Source organism: Rhodobacter sp. P1_C2 (assembly GCF_056406375.1).
Genome location: NZ_JBFUAG010000015.1, coordinates 55,605 through 74,642, shown reverse-complemented (window position 1 = coordinate 74,642; position 19,038 = coordinate 55,605). Strand labels below are relative to the sequence as shown.

19 protein-coding genes and 1 riboswitch are annotated in these 19,038 nt (G+C 67.4%); of the genes, 5 read left to right on the top strand and 14 right to left on the bottom strand.

The window, feature by feature from the left end:
• The first annotated feature begins 23 nt into the window (after window positions 1–23).
• The 3 genes from AC1DZT_RS21280 (at window position 24) to tsf (ending at window position 2,635) form a co-directional block, all read left to right on the top strand.
• Window positions 24–716: a DUF2461 family protein gene (locus tag AC1DZT_RS21280; RefSeq protein WP_478008658.1), complete on the top strand. Its 693-nt coding sequence runs from the start codon at window positions 24–26 to the stop codon at window positions 714–716.
• Between the two features lie 143 nt (window positions 717–859).
• Window positions 860–1,624 (top strand): 30S ribosomal protein S2, encoded by a 765-nt coding sequence (gene rpsB, locus AC1DZT_RS21275; RefSeq protein ID WP_478008657.1) that lies wholly within the window; start codon window positions 860–862, stop codon window positions 1,622–1,624.
• A gap of 102 nt (window positions 1,625–1,726) precedes the next feature.
• Window positions 1,727–2,635 carry a translation elongation factor Ts gene (gene tsf, locus AC1DZT_RS21270; protein WP_478008656.1) on the top strand — a complete coding sequence of 303 codons (909 nt, stop codon included), beginning with the start codon at window positions 1,727–1,729 and terminating at the stop codon, window positions 2,633–2,635.
• 80 nt (window positions 2,636–2,715) lie between these two features.
• On the opposite strand, the gene AC1DZT_RS21265 is transcribed toward tsf, so the two are convergent.
• Entirely contained in the window at window positions 2,716–3,966 is a 1,251-nt protein-coding gene (locus AC1DZT_RS21265; RefSeq protein ID WP_478008655.1) for an MgtC/SapB family protein, read from the bottom strand.
• A gap of 155 nt (window positions 3,967–4,121) precedes the next feature.
• Here AC1DZT_RS21265 and AC1DZT_RS21260 point away from each other — a divergent pair, with 155 nt between their 5' ends.
• Window positions 4,122–5,459, top strand: coding sequence for a hypothetical protein (locus AC1DZT_RS21260; protein ID WP_478008654.1), 1,338 nt, complete (start codon window positions 4,122–4,124; stop codon window positions 5,457–5,459).
• Window positions 5,460–5,542: 83 nt separating this feature from the next.
• On the opposite strand, the gene cobF is transcribed toward AC1DZT_RS21260, so the two are convergent.
• The 8 genes from cobF to cbiE all read right to left on the bottom strand — a co-directional run bounded on the left by cobF (window position 5,543) and on the right by cbiE (window position 11,879).
• Window positions 5,543–6,283, bottom strand: a complete 741-nt coding sequence (cobF, locus tag AC1DZT_RS21255) for a precorrin-6A synthase (deacetylating) (RefSeq protein ID WP_478008653.1) — start codon at window positions 6,281–6,283, stop codon at window positions 5,543–5,545.
• Window positions 6,280–7,032, bottom strand: a complete 753-nt coding sequence (locus AC1DZT_RS21250; protein WP_478008652.1) for a CbtA family protein — start codon at window positions 7,030–7,032, stop codon at window positions 6,280–6,282. The genes cobF and AC1DZT_RS21250 overlap by 4 nt, the downstream gene beginning before the upstream one ends.
• 28 nt (window positions 7,033–7,060) lie before the next feature.
• Window positions 7,061–7,231 carry a CbtB domain-containing protein gene (locus tag AC1DZT_RS21245; RefSeq protein WP_478008651.1) on the bottom strand — a complete coding sequence of 57 codons (171 nt, stop codon included), beginning with the start codon at window positions 7,229–7,231 and terminating at the stop codon, window positions 7,061–7,063.
• Between the two features lie 32 nt (window positions 7,232–7,263).
• Window positions 7,264–7,478: riboswitch (cobalamin riboswitch) on the bottom strand.
• A gap of 91 nt (window positions 7,479–7,569) precedes the next feature.
• Entirely contained in the window at window positions 7,570–8,289 is a 720-nt protein-coding gene (cobA, locus tag AC1DZT_RS21240) for a uroporphyrinogen-III C-methyltransferase (RefSeq protein ID WP_478008650.1), read from the bottom strand.
• Window positions 8,286–9,581 (bottom strand): cobyrinate a,c-diamide synthase, encoded by a 1,296-nt coding sequence (locus AC1DZT_RS21235; protein ID WP_478008649.1) that lies wholly within the window; start codon window positions 9,579–9,581, stop codon window positions 8,286–8,288. The genes cobA and AC1DZT_RS21235 overlap by 4 nt, the downstream gene beginning before the upstream one ends.
• Entirely contained in the window at window positions 9,578–10,354 is a 777-nt protein-coding gene (cobM, locus tag AC1DZT_RS21230; RefSeq protein ID WP_478008648.1) for a precorrin-4 C(11)-methyltransferase, read from the bottom strand. The genes AC1DZT_RS21235 and cobM overlap by 4 nt, the downstream gene beginning before the upstream one ends.
• Window positions 10,351–10,704 (bottom strand): cobalamin biosynthesis protein, encoded by a 354-nt coding sequence (locus AC1DZT_RS21225; RefSeq protein WP_478008647.1) that lies wholly within the window; start codon window positions 10,702–10,704, stop codon window positions 10,351–10,353. The genes cobM and AC1DZT_RS21225 overlap by 4 nt, the downstream gene beginning before the upstream one ends.
• Window positions 10,701–11,879 carry a precorrin-6y C5,15-methyltransferase (decarboxylating) subunit CbiE gene (gene cbiE, locus AC1DZT_RS21220; RefSeq protein ID WP_478008646.1) on the bottom strand — a complete coding sequence of 393 codons (1,179 nt, stop codon included), beginning with the start codon at window positions 11,877–11,879 and terminating at the stop codon, window positions 10,701–10,703. The genes AC1DZT_RS21225 and cbiE overlap by 4 nt, the downstream gene beginning before the upstream one ends.
• Between cbiE and AC1DZT_RS21215 the strand changes: the two genes are divergently transcribed.
• Window positions 11,878–12,627: a cobalt-precorrin-6A reductase gene (locus AC1DZT_RS21215; RefSeq protein WP_478008645.1), complete on the top strand. Its 750-nt coding sequence runs from the start codon at window positions 11,878–11,880 to the stop codon at window positions 12,625–12,627. The genes cbiE and AC1DZT_RS21215 overlap by 2 nt on opposite strands.
• Here AC1DZT_RS21215 and cobJ read toward each other — a convergent pair.
• The 5 genes from cobJ to cobN are packed head-to-tail and all read right to left on the bottom strand — an operon-like array spanning window position 12,603 to window position 19,037.
• Window positions 12,603–13,337: a precorrin-3B C(17)-methyltransferase gene (gene cobJ / locus AC1DZT_RS21210; RefSeq protein ID WP_478008644.1), complete on the bottom strand. Its 735-nt coding sequence runs from the start codon at window positions 13,335–13,337 to the stop codon at window positions 12,603–12,605. The genes AC1DZT_RS21215 and cobJ overlap by 25 nt on opposite strands.
• A complete protein-coding gene (locus tag AC1DZT_RS21205; RefSeq protein WP_478008643.1) occupies window positions 13,334–14,065 on the bottom strand; it encodes a precorrin-2 C(20)-methyltransferase in 732 nt (243 codons plus the stop codon). Before AC1DZT_RS21205 ends, cobJ begins: the two co-directional genes overlap by 4 nt.
• Window position 14,066: 1 nt before the next feature.
• Window positions 14,067–14,696: a precorrin-8X methylmutase gene (locus AC1DZT_RS21200; protein ID WP_478008642.1), complete on the bottom strand. Its 630-nt coding sequence runs from the start codon at window positions 14,694–14,696 to the stop codon at window positions 14,067–14,069.
• Window positions 14,693–15,820 carry a precorrin-3B synthase gene (cobG, locus tag AC1DZT_RS21195; RefSeq protein ID WP_478008641.1) on the bottom strand — a complete coding sequence of 376 codons (1,128 nt, stop codon included), beginning with the start codon at window positions 15,818–15,820 and terminating at the stop codon, window positions 14,693–14,695. The genes AC1DZT_RS21200 and cobG overlap by 4 nt, the downstream gene beginning before the upstream one ends.
• Window positions 15,813–19,037: a cobaltochelatase subunit CobN gene (gene cobN, locus AC1DZT_RS21190; protein ID WP_478008640.1), complete on the bottom strand. Its 3,225-nt coding sequence runs from the start codon at window positions 19,035–19,037 to the stop codon at window positions 15,813–15,815. Before cobN ends, cobG begins: the two co-directional genes overlap by 8 nt.
• Window position 19,038: the final 1 nt, after the last annotated feature.

Below are 19,038 nucleotides of genomic sequence, written 5' to 3'. Positions count from 1 at the left end.
CGCCGATCCTGCCCGCCAAAGCGATGCCCGAACCCGTCCCGCCCGGCGTTGCACTGCCCCGGGCCTTGCCCGCCTATCTCGCCGATCTGCACGCCCACAACAGCCGCGACTGGTTCGAGGCGCACCGCGACGCCTACGAGGCGCTCTGGCTGCGCCCCGCGCTCGACCTTGTGGCGGCGCTTTCGGCGCCCGCGGCGGCGCTGGGGCTGATGGCGGTGCCAAGGCTCAACGCCTCGGTCCGGCGCATCCACCGCGATGTGCGGTTTTCGGCCGACAAGGCGCCCTATCACACAGAGCTGCACCTGATCCTGTCGACCGGCCCCGGCTTCAACAAGGGGCCGGGCGTGCATCTGGTCGTCTCGGAGCGCGGCTTCGGCTTTGGTGCCGGTCATTACGGGATCGCGCCCGCCGGTCTGGCGCAGCTGCGCGCCGCCTTCTGCGACGCGGCGGAGCGCGCGACATTCCTGTCGCTCCTTGAGCGCCTCGAAGGGCAGGGCGCGCAGCTGACCCCGCCCGATCTGGCCCGCGTGCCAGCGGGTCTGCCTGCGGGCGCGGACTGGGACCACCTTCTGCGCCGTAAGCATCTGGTGGCGCGCACGCTGGACCATCGCCCCTATCCCGACTGGCTTTTCACCGCGGAATGCGTGCCGAAGCTCTCCGCCCTGCTGGAGGATCTTGCGCCCTTTGCCCTGTGGATTGCCCGGCATTCGGGCTAAGAAGATGCTTGCATCCGCGGGGAGGGTGCAGTAACAGCCCCTCACTTCACAGGCAGATGCGGGCCTTGGGGGGAGAAATCCTTCAAGGTCCACCGGTTGGGGAAACCCTGAAACATCTGCTGCGGCGCAAACCGGAAAAGGAAATGGACATGGCGCTTCCCGAATTCACCATGCGTCAGCTCTTGGAAGCTGGCGTTCACTATGGTCACCAGACCGCCCGTTGGAACCCCCGCATGGGCGAGTTCATCTACGGCGATCGCAATGGCATTCACATCCTCGATCTGACCCAGACCGTGCCGATGCTCGACGCGGCGCTGAAAGCCGTGCGCGACACCGTCGCCAAGGGCGGCCGGATCCTGTTCGTGGGCACCAAGCGGCAAGCTCAGAAGTCGATCGCGGAATCGGCTGAAAAGTGCGCGCAGTACTACATGAACCACCGCTGGCTCGGCGGCACGCTGACCAACTGGAAAACCATCCAGAACTCGATCGCCCGCCTCAAGGCGCTGGACGAGATCCTGGCTGGCGGGGCCGAAGGCCTGACCAAGAAAGAGCGTCTGAACATGGAACGCGAGCAGGGCAAACTGCAGGCTTCGCTCGGCGGCATCCGTGAAATGGGCGGCACGCCGGACCTGCTCTTCGTCATCGACGTTGGCAAAGAGGCCCTGGCCATCACCGAAGCCAAGAAGCTGGGCATCCCGGTCGTCGGCATCGTTGACACCAACAACTCGCCCAAGGATGTGGACTTCATCATCCCCGGCAACGACGACGCCAGCCGCGCCATCGCGCTCTACTGCGACCTCGTCTCCCGTGCGGCGCTGGACGGCATGACCGCCCAGATGGGTGCTGCCGGTGTCGACCTTGGCGCGCTGGACGAAGCGCCGGTCGAAGACGCCGTCGCTGAGGCCTGATCTTCCTTGGCTCCGCGAGCCATTGCGGGGCCAGCTTCATAATTCTGGTATCGGGCGGGGGTAGATCCCGCTCGCTGCCATTTCAGGAACATGGAGACTAACATGACCGTCACCGCACAAATGGTGAAAGAGCTGCGCGAAACCACCGGCGCAGGCATGATGGACGCCAAGAAGGCGCTGGTTGAAACCGAAGGCAACATGGAAGCCGCCGTGGACTGGCTGCGCACCAAGGGCCTGGCCAAAGCCGCCAAGAAGGCCGACCGCGTCGCCGCCGAAGGCCTCGTCGGCGTGGCCGTCTCCGATGGCCGCGGCGTGGCTGTCGAGATCAACTCGGAAACCGACTTCGTCGCCAAGAACCCCGACTTCCAGACCCTGGTCCGCGAAGTGACCCGCGTCGCCCTGGAAACCGGCGAGAACATCGAAGTCCTGCGCGCCTCGCATCTCAACGGCGAGCCGGTCGAGACTGCGATCAACGGCGCCATCGCCCGCATCGGCGAGAATATGACCCTGCGCCGGATGCACGTTCTGGAAGGCGACACCGTTGTGTCTTACGTCCACAACTCGGCCACCGACGGCATGGGCAAGATCGGCGTTCTGGTCGCCCTGAAGGGTGATACCGCCAAGGCCCAGGAAATCGGCAAGCAATTCGCCATGCACATCGCCGCCACCGCGCCGCTGTCCTTGTCGGAAGCCACGCTGGACCCGGTCGTGGTCGAGCGTGAACTGGCCGTGCAGACCGCCAAGGCGCTGGAAGAAAACGCCGCCTCCGCCAAGCCGAAGCCCGATGCCGTGATCCACAACAACATCATCCCGGGCCGCATGAAACGCTTCCTGTCGGAGAACACGCTGCTCGGTCAGCAGTTCGTGATCAACCCCGACGTGACTGTGGAACAGGCTGCCAAGGACGCTGGCGTCGAAATCACCGGCTATGCCCGCGTGATGGTTGGCGAAGGCGTCGAGAAGGAAAAAGAAGACTTCGCCGCCGAAGTGGCGAAGATGGTTCAGGCCTAAGTTTCAAAGGCTCAAGCCGGGCAGGGGCCTCGCCCCCGCCTCAAGATACAGAAGGGTCGGAGGTCTCCTCCGGCCCTTTTTCATGGCAGGACGAGGTAGACGCCAAAGGCCACCGCAATGCCGATCAGCGTCGGGATCAGGAAGCGCACCCCGATCACCGGCCGCCCGATCCAGGCCGCGATCAGCGCCTTGGAACAGGAATTGACCGCCACCGCGATCAGGATCGCCGTGGCCGAGGCTTGCGGGTCCCCCACCATCCGCGCCGAGGAAATCGTGATCGCGTCGACATCGGCAATCCCCGAAATCGCCGCCACGATGTAAAGCCCCGCCGTGCCGAACTGGCGCTGCACGAGGCCCGCCACCAGGATCACCAGTGCAATCACACCCGCCATCCGCAGGGCCCCCATCAGGTCCAGCGGGCTGCGGATGCCAAGCGCCGGCGTCACCTGCGCCCCCGCGCCACGATCAGCCGGACTGCGCGCCATCCAGACCGCCATCGCCAGCGTGGAGACGACCCCCGCCAGCAAGGGCGGCAGCAGCAGCGGCAAAAGCCCGGCCTGCAGCACCAGGGCCAGCACCAGAACCCGGATCTGCATGACGATCCCCGCCACCAGCATGCCGGCGACCAGAAGCCGGGCAGGGGTCCCGGACGAGACCGCCATCCGCGCCAGGCTCGCCGTGGTCGCGGTCGAGGACGCAAGCCCGCCCGCCGCCGCCGTCACCAGCACCCCCCAGCGCGGCCCGAGGCCCCGCACCGCGATATAGCCGAGGAACGAGACCCCGGCGATCATCGTCGCCATCACCCAGACCTCGCGCAGGTTCAACAGGCCCCAGGGATCGACCGGCTTTTCCGGCAGCAGCGGCAACAGAAGGAAAGCCATCGCCAAGAGGATCAGCCCGTCGCGGATCTCGGCCGCAGTCAGCGCCTTGACCCAGGCATGCAAGACCTCGCGCAGCGCCATCAGCCCCGCCGCCACGATCGCCACCGCCACCGCCACCTGCATATCGCCCAGGGCCGACAGAAGGCCCAGAAGAAAGGTCAAAAGCCCGGCCAGGGTCGAGGTCACGCTGGTGCTGCCGCTCGCCGCACTCTCGCGCCATTCGAAGGCGGCAAAGACCGCGGCAAAGGCCAGGAAGACCGCCGCGACCAGCACCACACCCGTGCCAGAACCGAGACTCTGCCCCAATATCCCGCTGACCCCGCCCATCAGCCCGGCCAGCGCATAGCTGCGCACCCCCGAGGCATTCTGCCCCGGACCGCCGCTGCGCAGATCCCAGCCCCGCTCGATCCCGGTCAGAAGCCCGATGCCGAGGCTGACGCCCAAGCGCATGAAGATATCCAGATTTTCCATGCCCAGATAAAAGGCCTTCTGCGCCCGAACCGCAATGGGGCAGGGCCCGTCGCATTGACCCCGCCCGCGACTTGCCAGAAGGTGGCGCGCGATGCGATCCGCCTGCAAGACCCGGAACGCCCTGGAGTGACGCGATGAAATGTGCGGTGATCGGCACCTCTAACAGCCTGATGAAGCAGAACTATCTGCAAACCCTGCGCAAAATCTCGCATCTGGACGGCTTCGACAATTACTCGGTCGGTGGCAGCCCCAACATCCTCTTGCCCTATGTGCTGAGCCAGCATGACCTTTCGGCCTATGGCGTGGCGCTCCTCGAAACCAGCGTGAACGATGTCTGGCTGATCCGCTCCGGCGCCATCTCGCAGGACAGGGTCGCGCGCCACCTGATCGACGCGGCGGCGTATCTCAAAGAGCGGGGCATCCAGCCGGTGATCCTGATCCTGCCGGTCAACAGCGAGGTCCCCGAAATCGGGCTGCTGCGCCGGATGCTGCGCAAGATCGCCGCGGACCAGAAGCTGCCGCTGCTCGACGGTTACTCCGTGCTCGAGGCGCTGCGCCCGCTGACCCGCTGCCCGCCCGAGGCGCTGTTTTCCGATGCCAGCCACATCGCCGCCGATCTGGCCGAGATCATCGCCTGCCAGCTGCAAAGCCTGCTCGAGACCCTCACGCCCGAGACGCGCAGCCCCAAGCGGGTGCGGAAATATCCCTACAGCTTTCTCGCCGCAGAGGGCGGGCAGCCGGTGGCGCGGCAGAACTCGCTCTTCTCGAAACGCTATGTCCGGCTCACCGCCGATCAGGCGATCAGCTTCGATTTCAAGACCCCGCAAGAGCTGATCGGCTTTGCCGTCAATGTCACCGCCTGTTCGGCCCTGGTCGAGGTCACCATCGACGGCGGCGAGACCCGGCATTTCGACTTCCGCTTTGCCGGTATCCCGGAAAACCAGATCCTGTCCTTCTTCCACTCGCTGGCGCCCAACCCGCAGCCTTTCACCGCCCGCCGGATCACCTTGCGGGTCTGCCGCAAGGACGAGGCTCCCACGGCGCCGATCCTGCTGGCCCATGCCAAGAACAGCACGCTCAACGCCGCCGAGATCGAGATCGAGGGCCTGATCCTGCGCGATTGTCTGGCGGTTTCTGCCATCACGATCCCGCCCAGCCTGCAGCCGATGCCGCCGGTCCGGCTGAGCAGCGCCGAAAAGCTTCTGGCCGAGCGTCTGGGCAAGACCCAAGGTGCGCCGCCGAGGGCCAAGCCGCTGGTCGCACAGTTGTTCCCGCCGGACCGCGACTACGCCGCCGACCGACGCGCCGATCTGTTGCGCGACATTGGCCAGATGCTGCTCGTCGCCGGCGAACCCAGCGCCGCCTTGCGCATCCTGACCGAGGCCCAGACGGATCGACCCTCGGGCGAACATATCCAGCGTCTTCTTCGCGAGGCCGCGGCGCTGGTCGAGGATGGCGTGAAAAACCCCTGAAGGCAGGGGAAAACCCGAAGCGGGGGCAGCGGGGGTTTTTCGGACAGGATTATCCGATAATCTATATTATGTAAAAAGTGCAGTTATGCCCGGCTGCGGCGGAGGATGTAGATATCCATGATCCAGCCATGCGCAGCCCGGGCTGCGGCGCGGGTTTCGATGATCTTCGGGCCGATCTCGGCCAGATCGCCGGCAAGGATGATCTCTTCCTTCATGCCGACATAGGCGCCCCACCAGATGGAAATGCCTGCCGGATCAAGCGCCTGGAAGGAACACTTGCCATCCAGCATGATAACCAGCGTATCGGCGCCCTCAGGCCAGCCGTCCAGAAGCTGGCGGCCGGTGGTGATGGTGACGGCGGCGCCGATCTCGTTCAGCGGCATCGCATGGGACGCGGTCAGCGCCTGGATCGAGGTGATGCCGGGCACCACGGTGACGCTCACATCGCTGAGCCGTGCTGCGATCCGCAAGGTGCTGTCGTAAAGCGACGGATCGCCCCAGACCAGCAAGGCAACCGATGAAGCCGGATGCGCCGCCATCGTGGCTTGCCAGACGGCAGCGATCGCGTCGTGCCAGTCGTTGACGCCGGTCTGATAGCTCGGGTTTTCGGCGTCACGCACCGGCAGGTCGAACTCGACGATCTGCACCGCGGGGTTGGTCACCACCTCGGCGCAGATCGCGCGGCGCAGCTCGGCCAGATCGGCCTTGCTGTCGCCTTTTCTCGGGATCATCACCAGATCGACCGCGTTCAGCGCCTTGACCGCCTGAAGCGTCAGATGGTCAGGGTTGCCGGTGCCGATGCCGATCAGGGTCAGATGTTTCACTTGGCCGGCTCCTGATGCCAGAACTTCACGGTCAGGCTGCCGAGCACCGCCCAGGTCACCAGACCCACCGCCAGCGAGCGCGCGGCGAAGGACGAGGCAAGCTCGGGCGGCACGACGCCGCCGAAGCCTTCCAGCTCCGGTGCGCCCCAGACATGCGGGGCGACCAGCACCACGAGTCCAAGGGCCTTTTGCCAGACCGCCGCGCCATAGGCCATGAACCAGAGGCCGATGATGGTGCAGACCGCGGTTGCGGCCCACCAGATCTGGCGCGCGTCCAGATCGGCGGCGGGCGTGCCAGGCAGCTCCGGTTCCAGCCCGAGCGCGGGCATCAGCTGGAAGGCCAGAAAGCCCGCAAGACCCCAAAGCAGGCCCTGAACCGGGCCGATCGTCAGGCCCAGACCCTCGGCAATCTGGATGCCGGCGATCAGAAGCAGCCCATAGCCGCAATAGGTCAGCACGGTGAACAGCACCGTCAACAGGTGCCGCTGGGTCGGAGAGGTCTCTTCCCCTGCCCCATGCGCGTGGCCATGGTCATGGTCAGCCGGTTCTGCGGTGGCATCGGTGGCGGGCATTTCCATGCCCGGCATCGCGTGGTCATGTGAAGCTTCGGCCGCAGCGCCTTGAAAATGAACGAGTTCGCCAGATTCATACCGCTCGGCCAAAAGGATTTTCGGCTCGACCAAAAGAAATTGCAGCAGGGCGCACAGCAACCCCGCCGCAAAGCCAGCGAACAACGCGCTGGACAGCATATGTTTCATCTTGGGAAGTTGGCCTGCCTCAGTGGCAGGGGAACCCGGTCGAGTGGCGCGCGTCATGGGCGGCGTCGTGCAGGGTCTGGCTATGGGCAAAGCCCGCCGCGAACACCAGCGTCGCACCGATCAGCGCCACGAAAACCGACTGCAGCAGGGTCGAGGAACGTGCGGCGGTGGTGGTTTGGGTCAACATCATCTTCATCTCCTGTGCCGTCACACCCGACGGCCTTGTTTCAACCACGCAGGGCCGGTCTCCTGACTCGCGGGTCACAGCAGCCTTCCGCCTTCCCAACGGTTGCCCGTCAGTGGCATCTGGAGGCCGCTCGCCGCATACAGTCGCGGGGGCGGTTGCGGTTTGGGATGCCCCTTCGGGTCCATCCGTCCGCATTCCCGTTTCAGTCCCCACACTTTGTGCATGGGACACCTTGCCCCTTCATTTGGCAGGGAATCTGCCTCGGGGTCAAGCGCCGAAAGCGGCAGATCCGGCGCTTGCGCGACATCTTCGGGTAGGGCCGCGCCCAACTTCGGTAGGGGTCAGATCCCCTCCATCAAGGGGCCGATCAGGATCAGCGCCGGGCCATCGCTCGCCTCGGCCAGGGCGGCGCCCAGCGTCGCCACCGTCGCCCGGCTGAGCCTTTGTTCCGGGGTCGAGACGCTTTCGGCCAGAAGTGCCGGCGTCTCTCCCGGCAGGCCGGCTGCGATCAGCTTTGAAGAGAGCGCCGCAAAGGTCCGTTTTCCCATGAAAATCACCGTCGTCGCCTGCGGGTCGGCCAAGGCTGCGATGTTCAGATCCGCCGGCAGCCCGCCCGAGACATCGTGCCCGGTCACGAACTGCACCCGCCGCGCCGTCAGCCTGCGCGTCAGCGGTATTCCCGCCGCCGCCGCCGCCGCCGAGGCGGAGGTGACGCCCGGCACGATCTCGAATCCGACGCCCGCCGCGCGGCAGGCCTCGATCTCCTCCTCCAGCCGGCCAAACAGCCCGCTATCGCCCGATTTCAGCCGCACCACCTTTTGCCCCGACAGCGCGTAATCGACCAGCAGGCGGCTGACCTGATCCTGTTTCGGCGACACCCGCCCTGCCCGTTTTCCGACCGCCACCAGATCGACCCCGGCCTTGGCATGGGCGAGGATCGGGCCCGACGAAAGGTCATCGAACAGCACCGCATCCGCGCCCTCGATCCGCTTCAGCGCCCTGACGGTCAGAAGCTCGGGGTCGCCCGGGCCGGAAGAGACGAAAGACACGAAACCGCTCATGATGCCCCGGCAATCAGATGGAAATAGGACCCCGACACCCGGCCGCGCCAAGACCCGGCCTCGGCCACCTCCGCCCCTTCGGCGTCCTGAACCTTGGCCAAAGGCGCGTCGGGCTGGGCGAGGATGGTGGAGTAGTGGAATTCATGCCCGCGCAGCCGTGCCCCGGCACCCTGCCCCGGCATCGGCGCGAGCAAAGTCGCCAGGCGATAACCCAGATGCATTCGCCGCTTTTCAAAACTGGTGACAAGGCCGAGCAACCCGGCCATCCGGTGCCGCTGACCCGCTTTGTCGATCAGCGCCTCGCCCAGCACCATATAGCCGCCGCATTCGCCATGGATGCGGCCCGCAAAGCCCAGCAACCCGGCGCGAAACCGCTCCGCTTGGGCCAAGGTCGCGCCATGCAGTTCGGGATAGCCCCCCGGCAGCCAGCAGACATCGGCCTCAGGCGGGGCCTCGTCAGCGAGGGGGGAGAAGGGCAGAACCTCGGCCCCGGCTCGGCGCCAACCATCGACAAGATGCGGATAGATAAAGGAAAACGCCTCATCCCGCGCCAAGGCAATCCGCTGCCCCGGCGGCGTCAGGCGCAGGGGGGCGGAAGCCTCCGGCATCACGCCTGCCGCCGCCAGAACCGCCGCCAGATCGACATGCGCCGCCACCAGTTTGGCCGCCTCGTCCAGCAGATGATCCAGCTCCGGCAGCTCCTCGGCCTGGACCAGCCCCAGATGCCGCTCCGGCAGTTCGACCGAGGCCAGACGCGGCAAGGCCCCCAGAACGCGAATGCCCGCCGCCTCGATCCCGGCGCGGAGCAGTTTCTCATGCCGTGGCGAGGCGACCTTGTTCAGCACCACCCCTGCCAGCCGCAAGCCCGGCCGATAGGCCAAAAGCCCCAGCGCCACCGCCCCCGCCGTCTGCGCCTGACCGGAAGCGTCGATCACCAGAACCACCGGCCAATCGAGGTGCAAGGCCAGATCGGCACTCGCCCCCCGCCCCCATTCGCCCGGCAAGGCCACGCCGTCATGCAGCCCCATCGAGCCTTCGGCAATCACCAGATCGGCACCCGCGCCCTTGCCGAGCAGCCCCGCCACCATCGGCGCCGTCATGGCCCAGGAATCAAGGTTGAAGGACTCGCGCCCCGTCGCCGCCCGGTGAAAGGCCGGGTCGATGTAATCCGGCCCGGATTTGAAACATTGCACCTTCAGCCCACGCGCCGTGAAGGCCCGCGCGAGGCCCAGCGTCAGCAAGGTCTTGCCGCTGCCCGAAGCCGGGGCCGAGATGATCACCCCGCCGGTCATTCCGGAAACCGGGGCGCAGTGCCGCGCGGGCGATAGCGGCGGTCGTAGTCGTCGGCATAGAGGCGACTTTCGTCAAAACCCTCTGCCGCCAAGGCCTTGCCGACCAGAATGAGGGCGGTGCGGTCGATCTCCGGCCCGACATCGGCCTCGATGCTCGACAAGTTCCCCCGCACGATCCGCTGGTCCGGCCAGGTCGCGCGCCAGACCACCGCCACCGGGCAATCGCCGCCATAGTACGGTGTAAGCTCCGCCACAACCTGCCCCAGGGCATGGACCGAAAGGTGAATGGCCAGCGTCGCCCCCGTCGCGGCAAAGGCGGCCAAGGTCTCACCCTCCGGCATCGCCGAAGCCCGGCCCGAGGTGCGGGTCAGGATCACGCTCTGTGCGAGGCCCGGCAGCGTCAGCTCCACCCCCAAAGCCGCAGCCGAGGCCGCAAAGGAAGGCACCCCCGGCGTCACATCATAAGCGATCCCCAAAGCGCGCAGCCGGCGCAACTGCTCGCCCATCGCCGACCAGACCGACAGATCGCCCGAATGCAGCCGCGCCACATCCAGACCCGCCGCATCGGCCGCGGCAATCTCGGCCACGATCGCATCCAGCGACATCGCCGCCGTGTTGACGATCCGGCAGCCCGCCGGACAATGCGCCAGAACCCCCTCGGGCACCAAGGACCCGGCATAAAGGCAGACCGGCGAGGAGGCGATCAGATCGCGCCCGCGCAGGGTCAGCAGATCGGCCGCCCCCGGCCCCGCGCCGATGAAATGCACCGTCATGCCCGACCCTCTGCCACTGCGGCCACCGCCATCCCGTCCGGCCCGGTCCGCCGGGTCGAGACGAGCTGCGCCCCCGGCCCCGCCACCGCCAGGGCCGAGGCCTCGGAAACCGAGCCCGTGCCATATTCCGCCATCACCTTGGCGGAACCCTCGATGCCCTGCGCGGCCAGATCAGCCCGCGAAACCCCGTGAACTTTCACGCCCAACTCCTGCGCCAGCCTCACCAATCCCGGTTCGCGCAGCTTGTCCTCGGCCGTCGCCAGAACGTCGAACTTGCCCACCAGGGCCAGCGCCGCCCGCAAGCTTTCCGCCGAAGCGCCGCGCCGAAAGCCCAAGCCTGCCACCCTCATCTGACCACACTCCATTGCACCACCGGGCGCGACAGCTCCCAGCCCCGCTTTGACCCCAAGGCGCCGGCCTCGGCCACATCGATCCGCATCAGATCGCCGCCCTTTTCGCCATGCCAGGCGTAAAGCAGCGCCTCGGTCTCCAGCGTCACCGCGTTCATCACCAGCCGGGCGCCCGCGGGCAGCAAGGCCCAGAGCGCCTTGACCAGCGCCGCAGAGGCGCCGCCCCCCACGAAGACCACATCCGGCGTCGGCAGACCAGACAAAACCTCGGGCGCGGAGCCGAGGTACAGCGTCCAGCGATGCGCCAGACCGAAGGCGGCGGCGTTTTCCTCCGCACGCGCACCACGGGTCGGGTCAACCTCGACCGCATGGGCGGTGCTGCCCGGCGCCGCCAGCAGAAACTCGATCGAAACACTGCCCGAGCCCGTGCCCAGATCCCACAGAACCTCACCCCCACGCGGGGCCAGGGCCGAAAGGGTCAGCGCCCGCACCGGCCTTTTGGTGATCTGCCCGTCATGGGCAAAGAGCGTATCCGGCAGGCCGGAGGCGCGGGGCAGCCCCTGCCCCACACAGTCGATCGCCACGGCAACCGGCGCGAAAAACTCTTGCGCGCCCGCCTCTTGCGCCGCGATCTTGACGATGCGCTGCCGCGCGCCGCCCAAGGATTCCAGGACCCAAAGTGTCGAGGCGCCAAAACCCTGCGCGCCAAGATAGGCCCCCAGTTCCGCCACCGCAGCCCCATCGCGCAACAGGCAGATCACCCGCTGCCCCCGCGCCAGGACCGGGCGCAGCCGGGTCAGCGGTGCGGCGTGAAGGCCAAGGCAAAGCACCTCCTCCATCCGCCAGCCAAGCGCATTGGCGGCCAGTTGAAAGGTGGAAGAGGCAGGATAGCTGACCCATTCATCGGCCCGCAGATGCCCGACCAGCGAGCCGCCCGCCCCGTACCAGAACGGATCGCCCGAAGCGAGCACAGCCACCCGCTTGCCCCGCGCCGCCAGAACCGGCGCGACCGAAAAGGGCACCGGCCAGACCTGCCCCTCGATCCCCAGAAGCGCCAGATGCCGCGGCGCGCCGAAGACGATTTCCGCATGTTCCAGCGCCTGACGGCTTGCAGAGGTCAGGCCAGAAGGTCCATCCTCGTTGACACCGATGATCGAAACCCAAGGCTCAGCCATGACCCGTGTCCTCTTGCTTGGCGGCACCACCGAAGCCTCTGACTTGGCGAAAGCCTTGGCCGATCAAGGGGTTCCGGCCATCTTCTCTTACGCCGGGCGCACCGATGCGCCCAAGGTGCAGCCCCTGCCGGCCCGCATCGGCGGCTTTGGCGGCGTCAGCGGGCTGGTGGAGTACCTGCGGACCGAGGCGATCACCCATATCGTCGATGCGACCCATCCCTTCGCCGCCCAGATGAGCCGCCACGCGGTGGAGGCCGCAGCCGAAACCGGCCTGCCCCTCCTCGCGCTGGGGCGTGATCCCTGGCGCGCCACGGCCGAGGATCGCTGGACCCTGGTTCCCGACATCGCCGCCGCGGTCGATGCCCTGCCACAGGACCTCGCCCGGGTGTTTCTCGCGATTGGACGGCAACACCTTGAGGATTTCGCCGCAAGTCCCCAGCATCATTACATTTTGCGCCTGGTCGACCCACCCCTCGGCCTTTTGCCTTTGCCGATCTGCACCCCGATCATTGCGCGCGGGCCCTTTACCCTTGAGGGTGATCTGGCGCTGATGCGCGAGCATCGGGTCAGCCATGTCGTCGCCAAGAACGCCGGCGGCATCGGCGCCCGCGCGAAACTCGACGCCGCGCGCGCGCTTGGCCTGCCGGTGATCATGATCGACCGCCCGCCCGTGCCGGACCGACCCCGGGTCGAGACGGTGGCCGAGGTGCTGCGCTGGCTGTCTCATCCGGCGAACCTTGGGGTATAGACGAAATCGCCGACCCTTCGGGTGGCCGAATTGCCGAGGATGACCACGGTCCGCATATCCGCCATCTCGGGCAAGGCCGCGCCGAGGGCCACGGTGCGCAGGCTCTGCTCGGGCGTAGAGACGGCGCGCGCAAAGGAAATAAGCCTGTCTGGCCCGCAACTTGCACGCAAAACCTCCAGCGCCTTGGAAAAGCCCTCCGGCCGACTGGCCGAGCGCGGGTTATAAAAGGCCATCGCCAGATCCGCCTCTGCCGCCAGCCGCAGACGTCGCTCGATCAAGGCCCAGGGCTTGAGGTTGTCCGAAAGGTTGATGCAGCAGAAATCATGCCCCAGAGGCGCGCCAAGCGCCGCCGCCGCCGCCAGCATCGCCGTGATGCCAGGCAGAACCGCGATGGGCAGAGCCTGCGCCTCGGGCATCAGTTCCAGCGCCTCGAAGACCGCCGAGGCCATGGCAAAGACCCCCGGATCGCCTGAAGAAACCACCACAACCCTTTGACCCTGCAGCGCCATTTCCAAAGCATGGCGCGCGCGATCCAGCTCCACCCGGTTGTCGGACGGGTGCAGCGTCAGCCCGGGCCTTGGCGCAATCCGCGCGACATAGGGGATGTAGCCGACGATATCCGTGGCCTGCGCCAAAGCGGCAGAGACCTCGGGCGTCACCATCGTCTTGGCGCCCGGGCCAAGGCCCACGATGTCCAGCCGACCGCTCATTCCGCCATCTCCGGCCGGCGGCCTTGGCCGTGGACGAGGACGATCGCGAAATAGGGGCATTGGCTGGCATCGGCCTCGACCAGGCGCTGGATGCGCTGGTTGGGCATGGTCCCGGCCTCGACCAGCCAGGCGGAGTCGAGCCGGCCCGAAGCCTCCAAGGCCCGGCGGATCTTTGGCAGGTTGCGTCCGGTCTTCATCACCACCAGCGCATCGGCCTGGCCCATCAGCCGGGTCAGATCCGGCTCGGGCAAGGTGCCCATCAGCACCGTCATCACATCATCGCCCCAGGTGATCGGCATGCCGGTCGCCGTCCAGCAGCCCGACATGCCGGTGATTCCGGGGATGATCTCCATCTCAACAACGCCGGACAAGCGGCTGTAAAGATGCATGAAAGAACCGTAGAAGAACGGGTCGCCCTCGCAAAGCACCACGACATCCGAGGCCTCTGACAAGCCTTTCAGCCGCGCCGCCCAGTCGTCATAAAACCGCGCCAGGGCCTCGTTATACTCCGGGCTGTCAAAGGGCAGTTCGGTTGTCACGGGGTATTCCATCGCATGTTCGACGGCATCTTCCGGCAGCAATCCGTTCACGATGCGCCGCGCCTGGCCCGCCCGCCCGGCCTTGCGGAAATAGGCGACCTGGCGCGCCTGAGCCACCGCCCGATGCGCCCGCAGGCTCATCAGATCCGGGTCGCCGGGGCCGAGGCCCGTGCAGATGATCTTGCCCATTCTATTCCTTCCGGCTGGCCAAAGCGTTGACCGCTGCCACCGTGATCGCCGAGCCGCCGAGCCGTCCGGCCACCACCATCGCGGGGCACGGCGGCGCCTGCATCAGCGCCTCTTTCGATTCCGCAGCCCCCACAAAGCCCACCGGACAGCCGATGATCGCCGCCGGACGCGGGCAAGATTCGTCTTGCAACATGTTGAGAAGGTGAAACAAAGCCGTCGGCGCATTGCCGATAGCCACCACCGCGCCCGCCAGATGCGGCCGCCACAGCTCCAGCGCCGCGGCGCTGCGGGTGTTGGACATGGCGCGCGCCAGTTCGGGAACACGCGGGTCCTGCAGGGTGCAGATCACCTCGTTCTTCGCCGGCAGCCGCGTCCGGGTGATGCCTTCCGACACCATCCGCACATCGCAAAGGATCGGCGCCCCCGCCTCGAGCGCCGCCCGCGCCGCAATCGCCATGCCGGGGGTGAAACGGACATGCGCCTCCAGCCCGACCATCCCGGCGGCATGGATCATCCGGACGGCCACCACCTCCTCCTCGGGGGTAAAGCGCGCAAGGTCGGCCTCGGCCCGGATCATCGCAAAGCTTTGCAGGTAGATCGCAGCGCCGTCGGTTTCGTAAATGTGTTTCATGACAGTGCCTTGCGGATGGTTTCCAAAGTGATCTCCTCGGCGGGAAGCGAGGACGCAATCCCGCCCGCCCTGGCCTGTGGCAGCACGGCAAAGCCCTGCCGGGTCGCCGACAGCGTCAGATCGGCGGGCCCCGGATGGGCGCAGCCCTTGCCGCAGCCCGACACATGCAGGATCTTGCCCTCGGGCACCGCCGCGGCGAGGCGCCGCGCGAGGCTCCGCGTCGGTTGCAGGGCTTGCGGGCAGCCCGGCGCGCCGGTGCAGGCCAGAACGCGCAAGCGGGGATCATGGGCCTCGGTGATCAGCCCCGGCCCAGTGGCAGAGCCATCCAGCAGCAGGGCCATCCGCCAGGGCGTCACGCGCATGGCCCGGCACCGTTCGGCCAGATCAGTAAGAACTTCGGCCCGCAAGATCCCGAATTCAAAGCCGATCATCGCACCCATGGCAGTCTCGCCCGGCGTGGCGGCCGCAGCCTTGGGGGCCGGAAGGGCGCTCGTGTCGAACGGCAAATCGCCCAGATGCGCGGCCATCCGGCCCCGGCCATCCCGCACACCGCCCGAGGCCACAAACCACTCAGCCAGGCGCATGGCCTCAGGCACGGCGGTGTCATAACCGACCGCCTGACCGCCCAAAGCACCATCCGCGCGCAGGATCAGCCCGCCCGAGGCACCGCGTTCGATGCGGATATCGGCCGAGGTGCCGGCCAGGACGCGCTCCGCGCCCAGATCCAGCGCAAAGCCGAATTTGTTTGGCAGATCAGGGGCTTGTTGCAGGGCCTTGTAGAGGTCTTGCGCCAGTTGCCGCACCTCCTCGCCCTGCCAGAAGGGCGAGATCACCACGTTGCGGTGGCGTTCGCTGTCGGCATCGGGGTCGATCAGACCCAGCGCGTCGAGGTCGGCGATCAGGCCCTTGTGGCTGCTCTGGGTCACGCCGCGCAGCTGCAGATTGGCGCGCGCGGTCAGCTCGATCACGCCATTGCCATGCCGCAGCGCCGCCACCGCGATGCCGCGCATCTGGTCCTGCGACAGCTCGGCCATACGCGGCCTGATCCGCACCACCAGACCATCGCCGGATTCCATCGGCTGCAGCGCGCCCGGGCACCAGCCTTTGACCGTGAAATCAACCATTTACCCGCTCCACTTCCATCGCGATGGAGTTGTGGCGCGTCTGCCAGAGACCGGCCTCGCGCAGGCGCAGGAAGCAATCCTGCATCGCGGCCAGTGCTGCCGGATTCTCCGCCGCAAGGAAAGCGCGCAGATCGTCGCGGCCAAGCGTGGCGCGGTGGTAGAGGTCGAAAAGATGGGCGGGCACGACCTGGGCGAGATGGGCGAAGGCGGCCATATGGTCCAGCGTGGCGGCAATCTCGGCGGCGCCGCGGAAGCCGTGGCGCATCATCCCCTCGGCCCAGGCCGGGTTGGTGGCACGGGCGCGCACGACGCGGGCGATTTCTTCAGGCAGGGTGCGGGCTTGCGGGGCGTCGGGCCTTGTGGCGTCAAGGTGGTAAAGCGTCGGCTTGGCCGCCCCGAGCCGCGCCATCGCGGCGGCAAAGCCGGCCTCGTGGGCGGCATAGTCCTGGGCCAGAAGCACATCGGTTTCAGGCAGGTCCTGGGCATGGATGAAACTGTCGGCCCGGCGCAGCTGCGCCTCCAGTGCCGCACGTTCGGGGCGCGATTCGCCGTCAGCCCCGATCGCCCAGGAAGAGGCCGCAAGCCAGGCCTCACCCGCCGCCGCCCGCGCCTCGGGCGAGAAATCGTCCTGCCCCATGCCAAGGCCATAACGCCCTGGCTCGGGCGCAAAGACGCGGGGGGTTGGCATAAGATAAGGGTTGTCTTCGGGTGCTTCGTCCCGTGCGGCCAAAGCTGCGGCGCCGGTTTCGAAAAGCTGCGCAAGGCCCGGGAAAATATCGCGGAACAGGCCCGAGACCCTGAGTGTCACATCAATCCGCGGCCGGCCCAGCAAGGCCAACGGGATCACCTCTACCCCGGAGACCCGTGCGGCGTTTTCGTCCCAGAGCGGCGCCAGACCCGCCAGATGCAGCGCCATGGCGAAATCCTCGCCCGCGGTCCGCATCGTGGCCGAGCCCCAGAGGTCGACGACCAGCCCGCGCGGATAATCGCCATGGTCCTGCAGGTGGCGGCGGATCAGCTCCTCGGCCAGTTTGATGCCCTGGGCATGGGCGGCGCGCGAGGGCACGGCGCGGGGATCGACGGCATAAAGGTTGCGCCCGGTCGGCAGCACATCCAGCCTGCCCCGGTTGGGCGAGCCTGCGGGACCGGCCTCGACCCTTTGGCCGGCCAGGGCGGCCAGCACGCCGTCACGCTCGGCGTTGCCCTGCGGGCCGCGGCCAAAGATGTGCAGCCCGTCGCCGTACTGGCTTTCCTTGATGTCGCAGACGAAACGGTCGATCCGGGTGATCGCCTCGGCAGGCGAGGCATCGGCGGGCAGGTCGAGGTCGGCCTCGACGCCCTGAACCTGCGCCTCGTCGCGGATCGCCTGGATCAGGCGGTCGCGGCGCGAGGGGTCGATGCCGTCGGCGGTGGAATATTCGTCCAGAAGCCGTTCCAAAGATTGCAGATTCTGCGGCACGCCCGCCTCGGCCAGGGGCGGCGGCATATGGCCGATGGTGACGGCGCCGATGCGGCGCTTGGCCTGGGCGGCCTCGCCGGGATCGTTGACGATGAAAGGATAGATCACCGGGGTCGCACCGATCAACGCCTCGGGCCAACAGGTGGCGGAGAGGGCGACCGATTTGCCGGGCAGCCATTCCAGCGTGCCATGCGCGCCCATATGGATCAGCGCGTCGATGCCCTGCGCCCGCAGCCAGAGGTAAAAGGCGACGTAGGAATGCCGCGGCGTGGCGGAAAGGTCGTGATATTCGGCATCGCGCAGGGTGCTGCGACCGCGTTCGGGCTGCAGGGCGATCAGAGCCTTGCCGCGCTGCAGACAGGGGAAGCGGAAGCCGCCATCCTGGAACAGCGGGTCGGCTTCGGGGCTGCCCCAGAGGCTCAACGCTTGTTGAAGATCCTCGGGCAAGGCACGGAGAGCGTTCCGATAATCTGCAAGGGGCCAGAAGGCGGCCTCGTGCGCAATCCCCTCGGCTGCGAGGGTGCCCTGCGGGATGTCATAGCCCGCTTCGCCCAGGTCGGCGAGCAGCGCCTCGGCCGAGGCCAGGGCATCGAGGCCCACGGCGTGGGCCATCTGATGGGCGCGGCCGGGATAGGTGGAGAGGATGAGGGCCAGCTTCACCTCCGCCTTCGCGGTCCGGGCGAGGGTGACCCAGGCCTTGACCCGGGCGACCACGGCGGCGATCCGCTCGGCATCGGCGCGATGGGCGAAGCGCGAGAATTGCAGGTCGGGGTCGCGCTTGCCAGGGCTTTTGAAGCTGATCACCCCGGCGAGCAGGCGGCCATCGACCTCGGGCAGAACCACATGCATCGCAAGGTCCGAGGGCGAAAGCCCGCGCGCCGAACCCGCCCAGTCGCGCCGCCGTGCCGTCGAAAGCGCCACCTGGAACACCGGGCAGCCAAGGTCGAGCGGCGAGGTGCCATCCGGCCCCTTGGCCGAAAAGGCGGTGGCATTGATCACCGCAACCGGCGCCGCCGCCTGCAAGGCCTGCCGCACCCAATGTGCCGCTTCGCCTTTCAGCGAGGGCGCAAAAACGCCGAAGGCCGGCAGACCCGCCGCGCGCAAGGCGAGGATCAGCGCGTCGATCGGCGCGGTATCGGCGGCGGTCAGGTAAGACCGGTAGAAGACCACGGCCACGCCACCGGGTGAGGATTGCGCGCTAACCCCCTGCCCCGGCTCGTAAAATCCGCAATCCGGCACCCGCTTGTCACCCAGGACCGGCCCGGCATAAAGCCCCGCTGCCAGCGACAGCTGCGCCAGCGCCGCCTGGGCCGCCACGGCGCCGCCCGCATCGCAGAGCGCCTGCAACCGCCGCAGGGTCGAGACTGGCAGGGTCGAAATCTCGTCCAGCCGTGCATCCTCGCGGCCATCGGCGGGCAGGACGGCCAGGGCAATCCCCTTGCGCCGCGCGAGATCCCCCAAAGAGGCCAGGCCATAGGCCCAATAGGCCTCGCCCCCGATCAGCCGCACCAGAATGGCCTTGGCGCCCGCAGCCGTCCGCTCGATATAGGTGTCGACCGAGACCGGATGCCGCAAAGCCACCAGATTGCACAGGCGCAGTTGGGGCAATTTGCCCATCGCACGGCCCCAGCCGGCGGCAAAGGCGCCCAGATCACTGTCCGAGAAGGACAGCACGATCAGATCCGCAGGGTCCTGACCCGGATCGAACGGCGTGGCCGTCTCCTCCAGCCCGTGACTCTCGCGGAAGACGACGTGCATC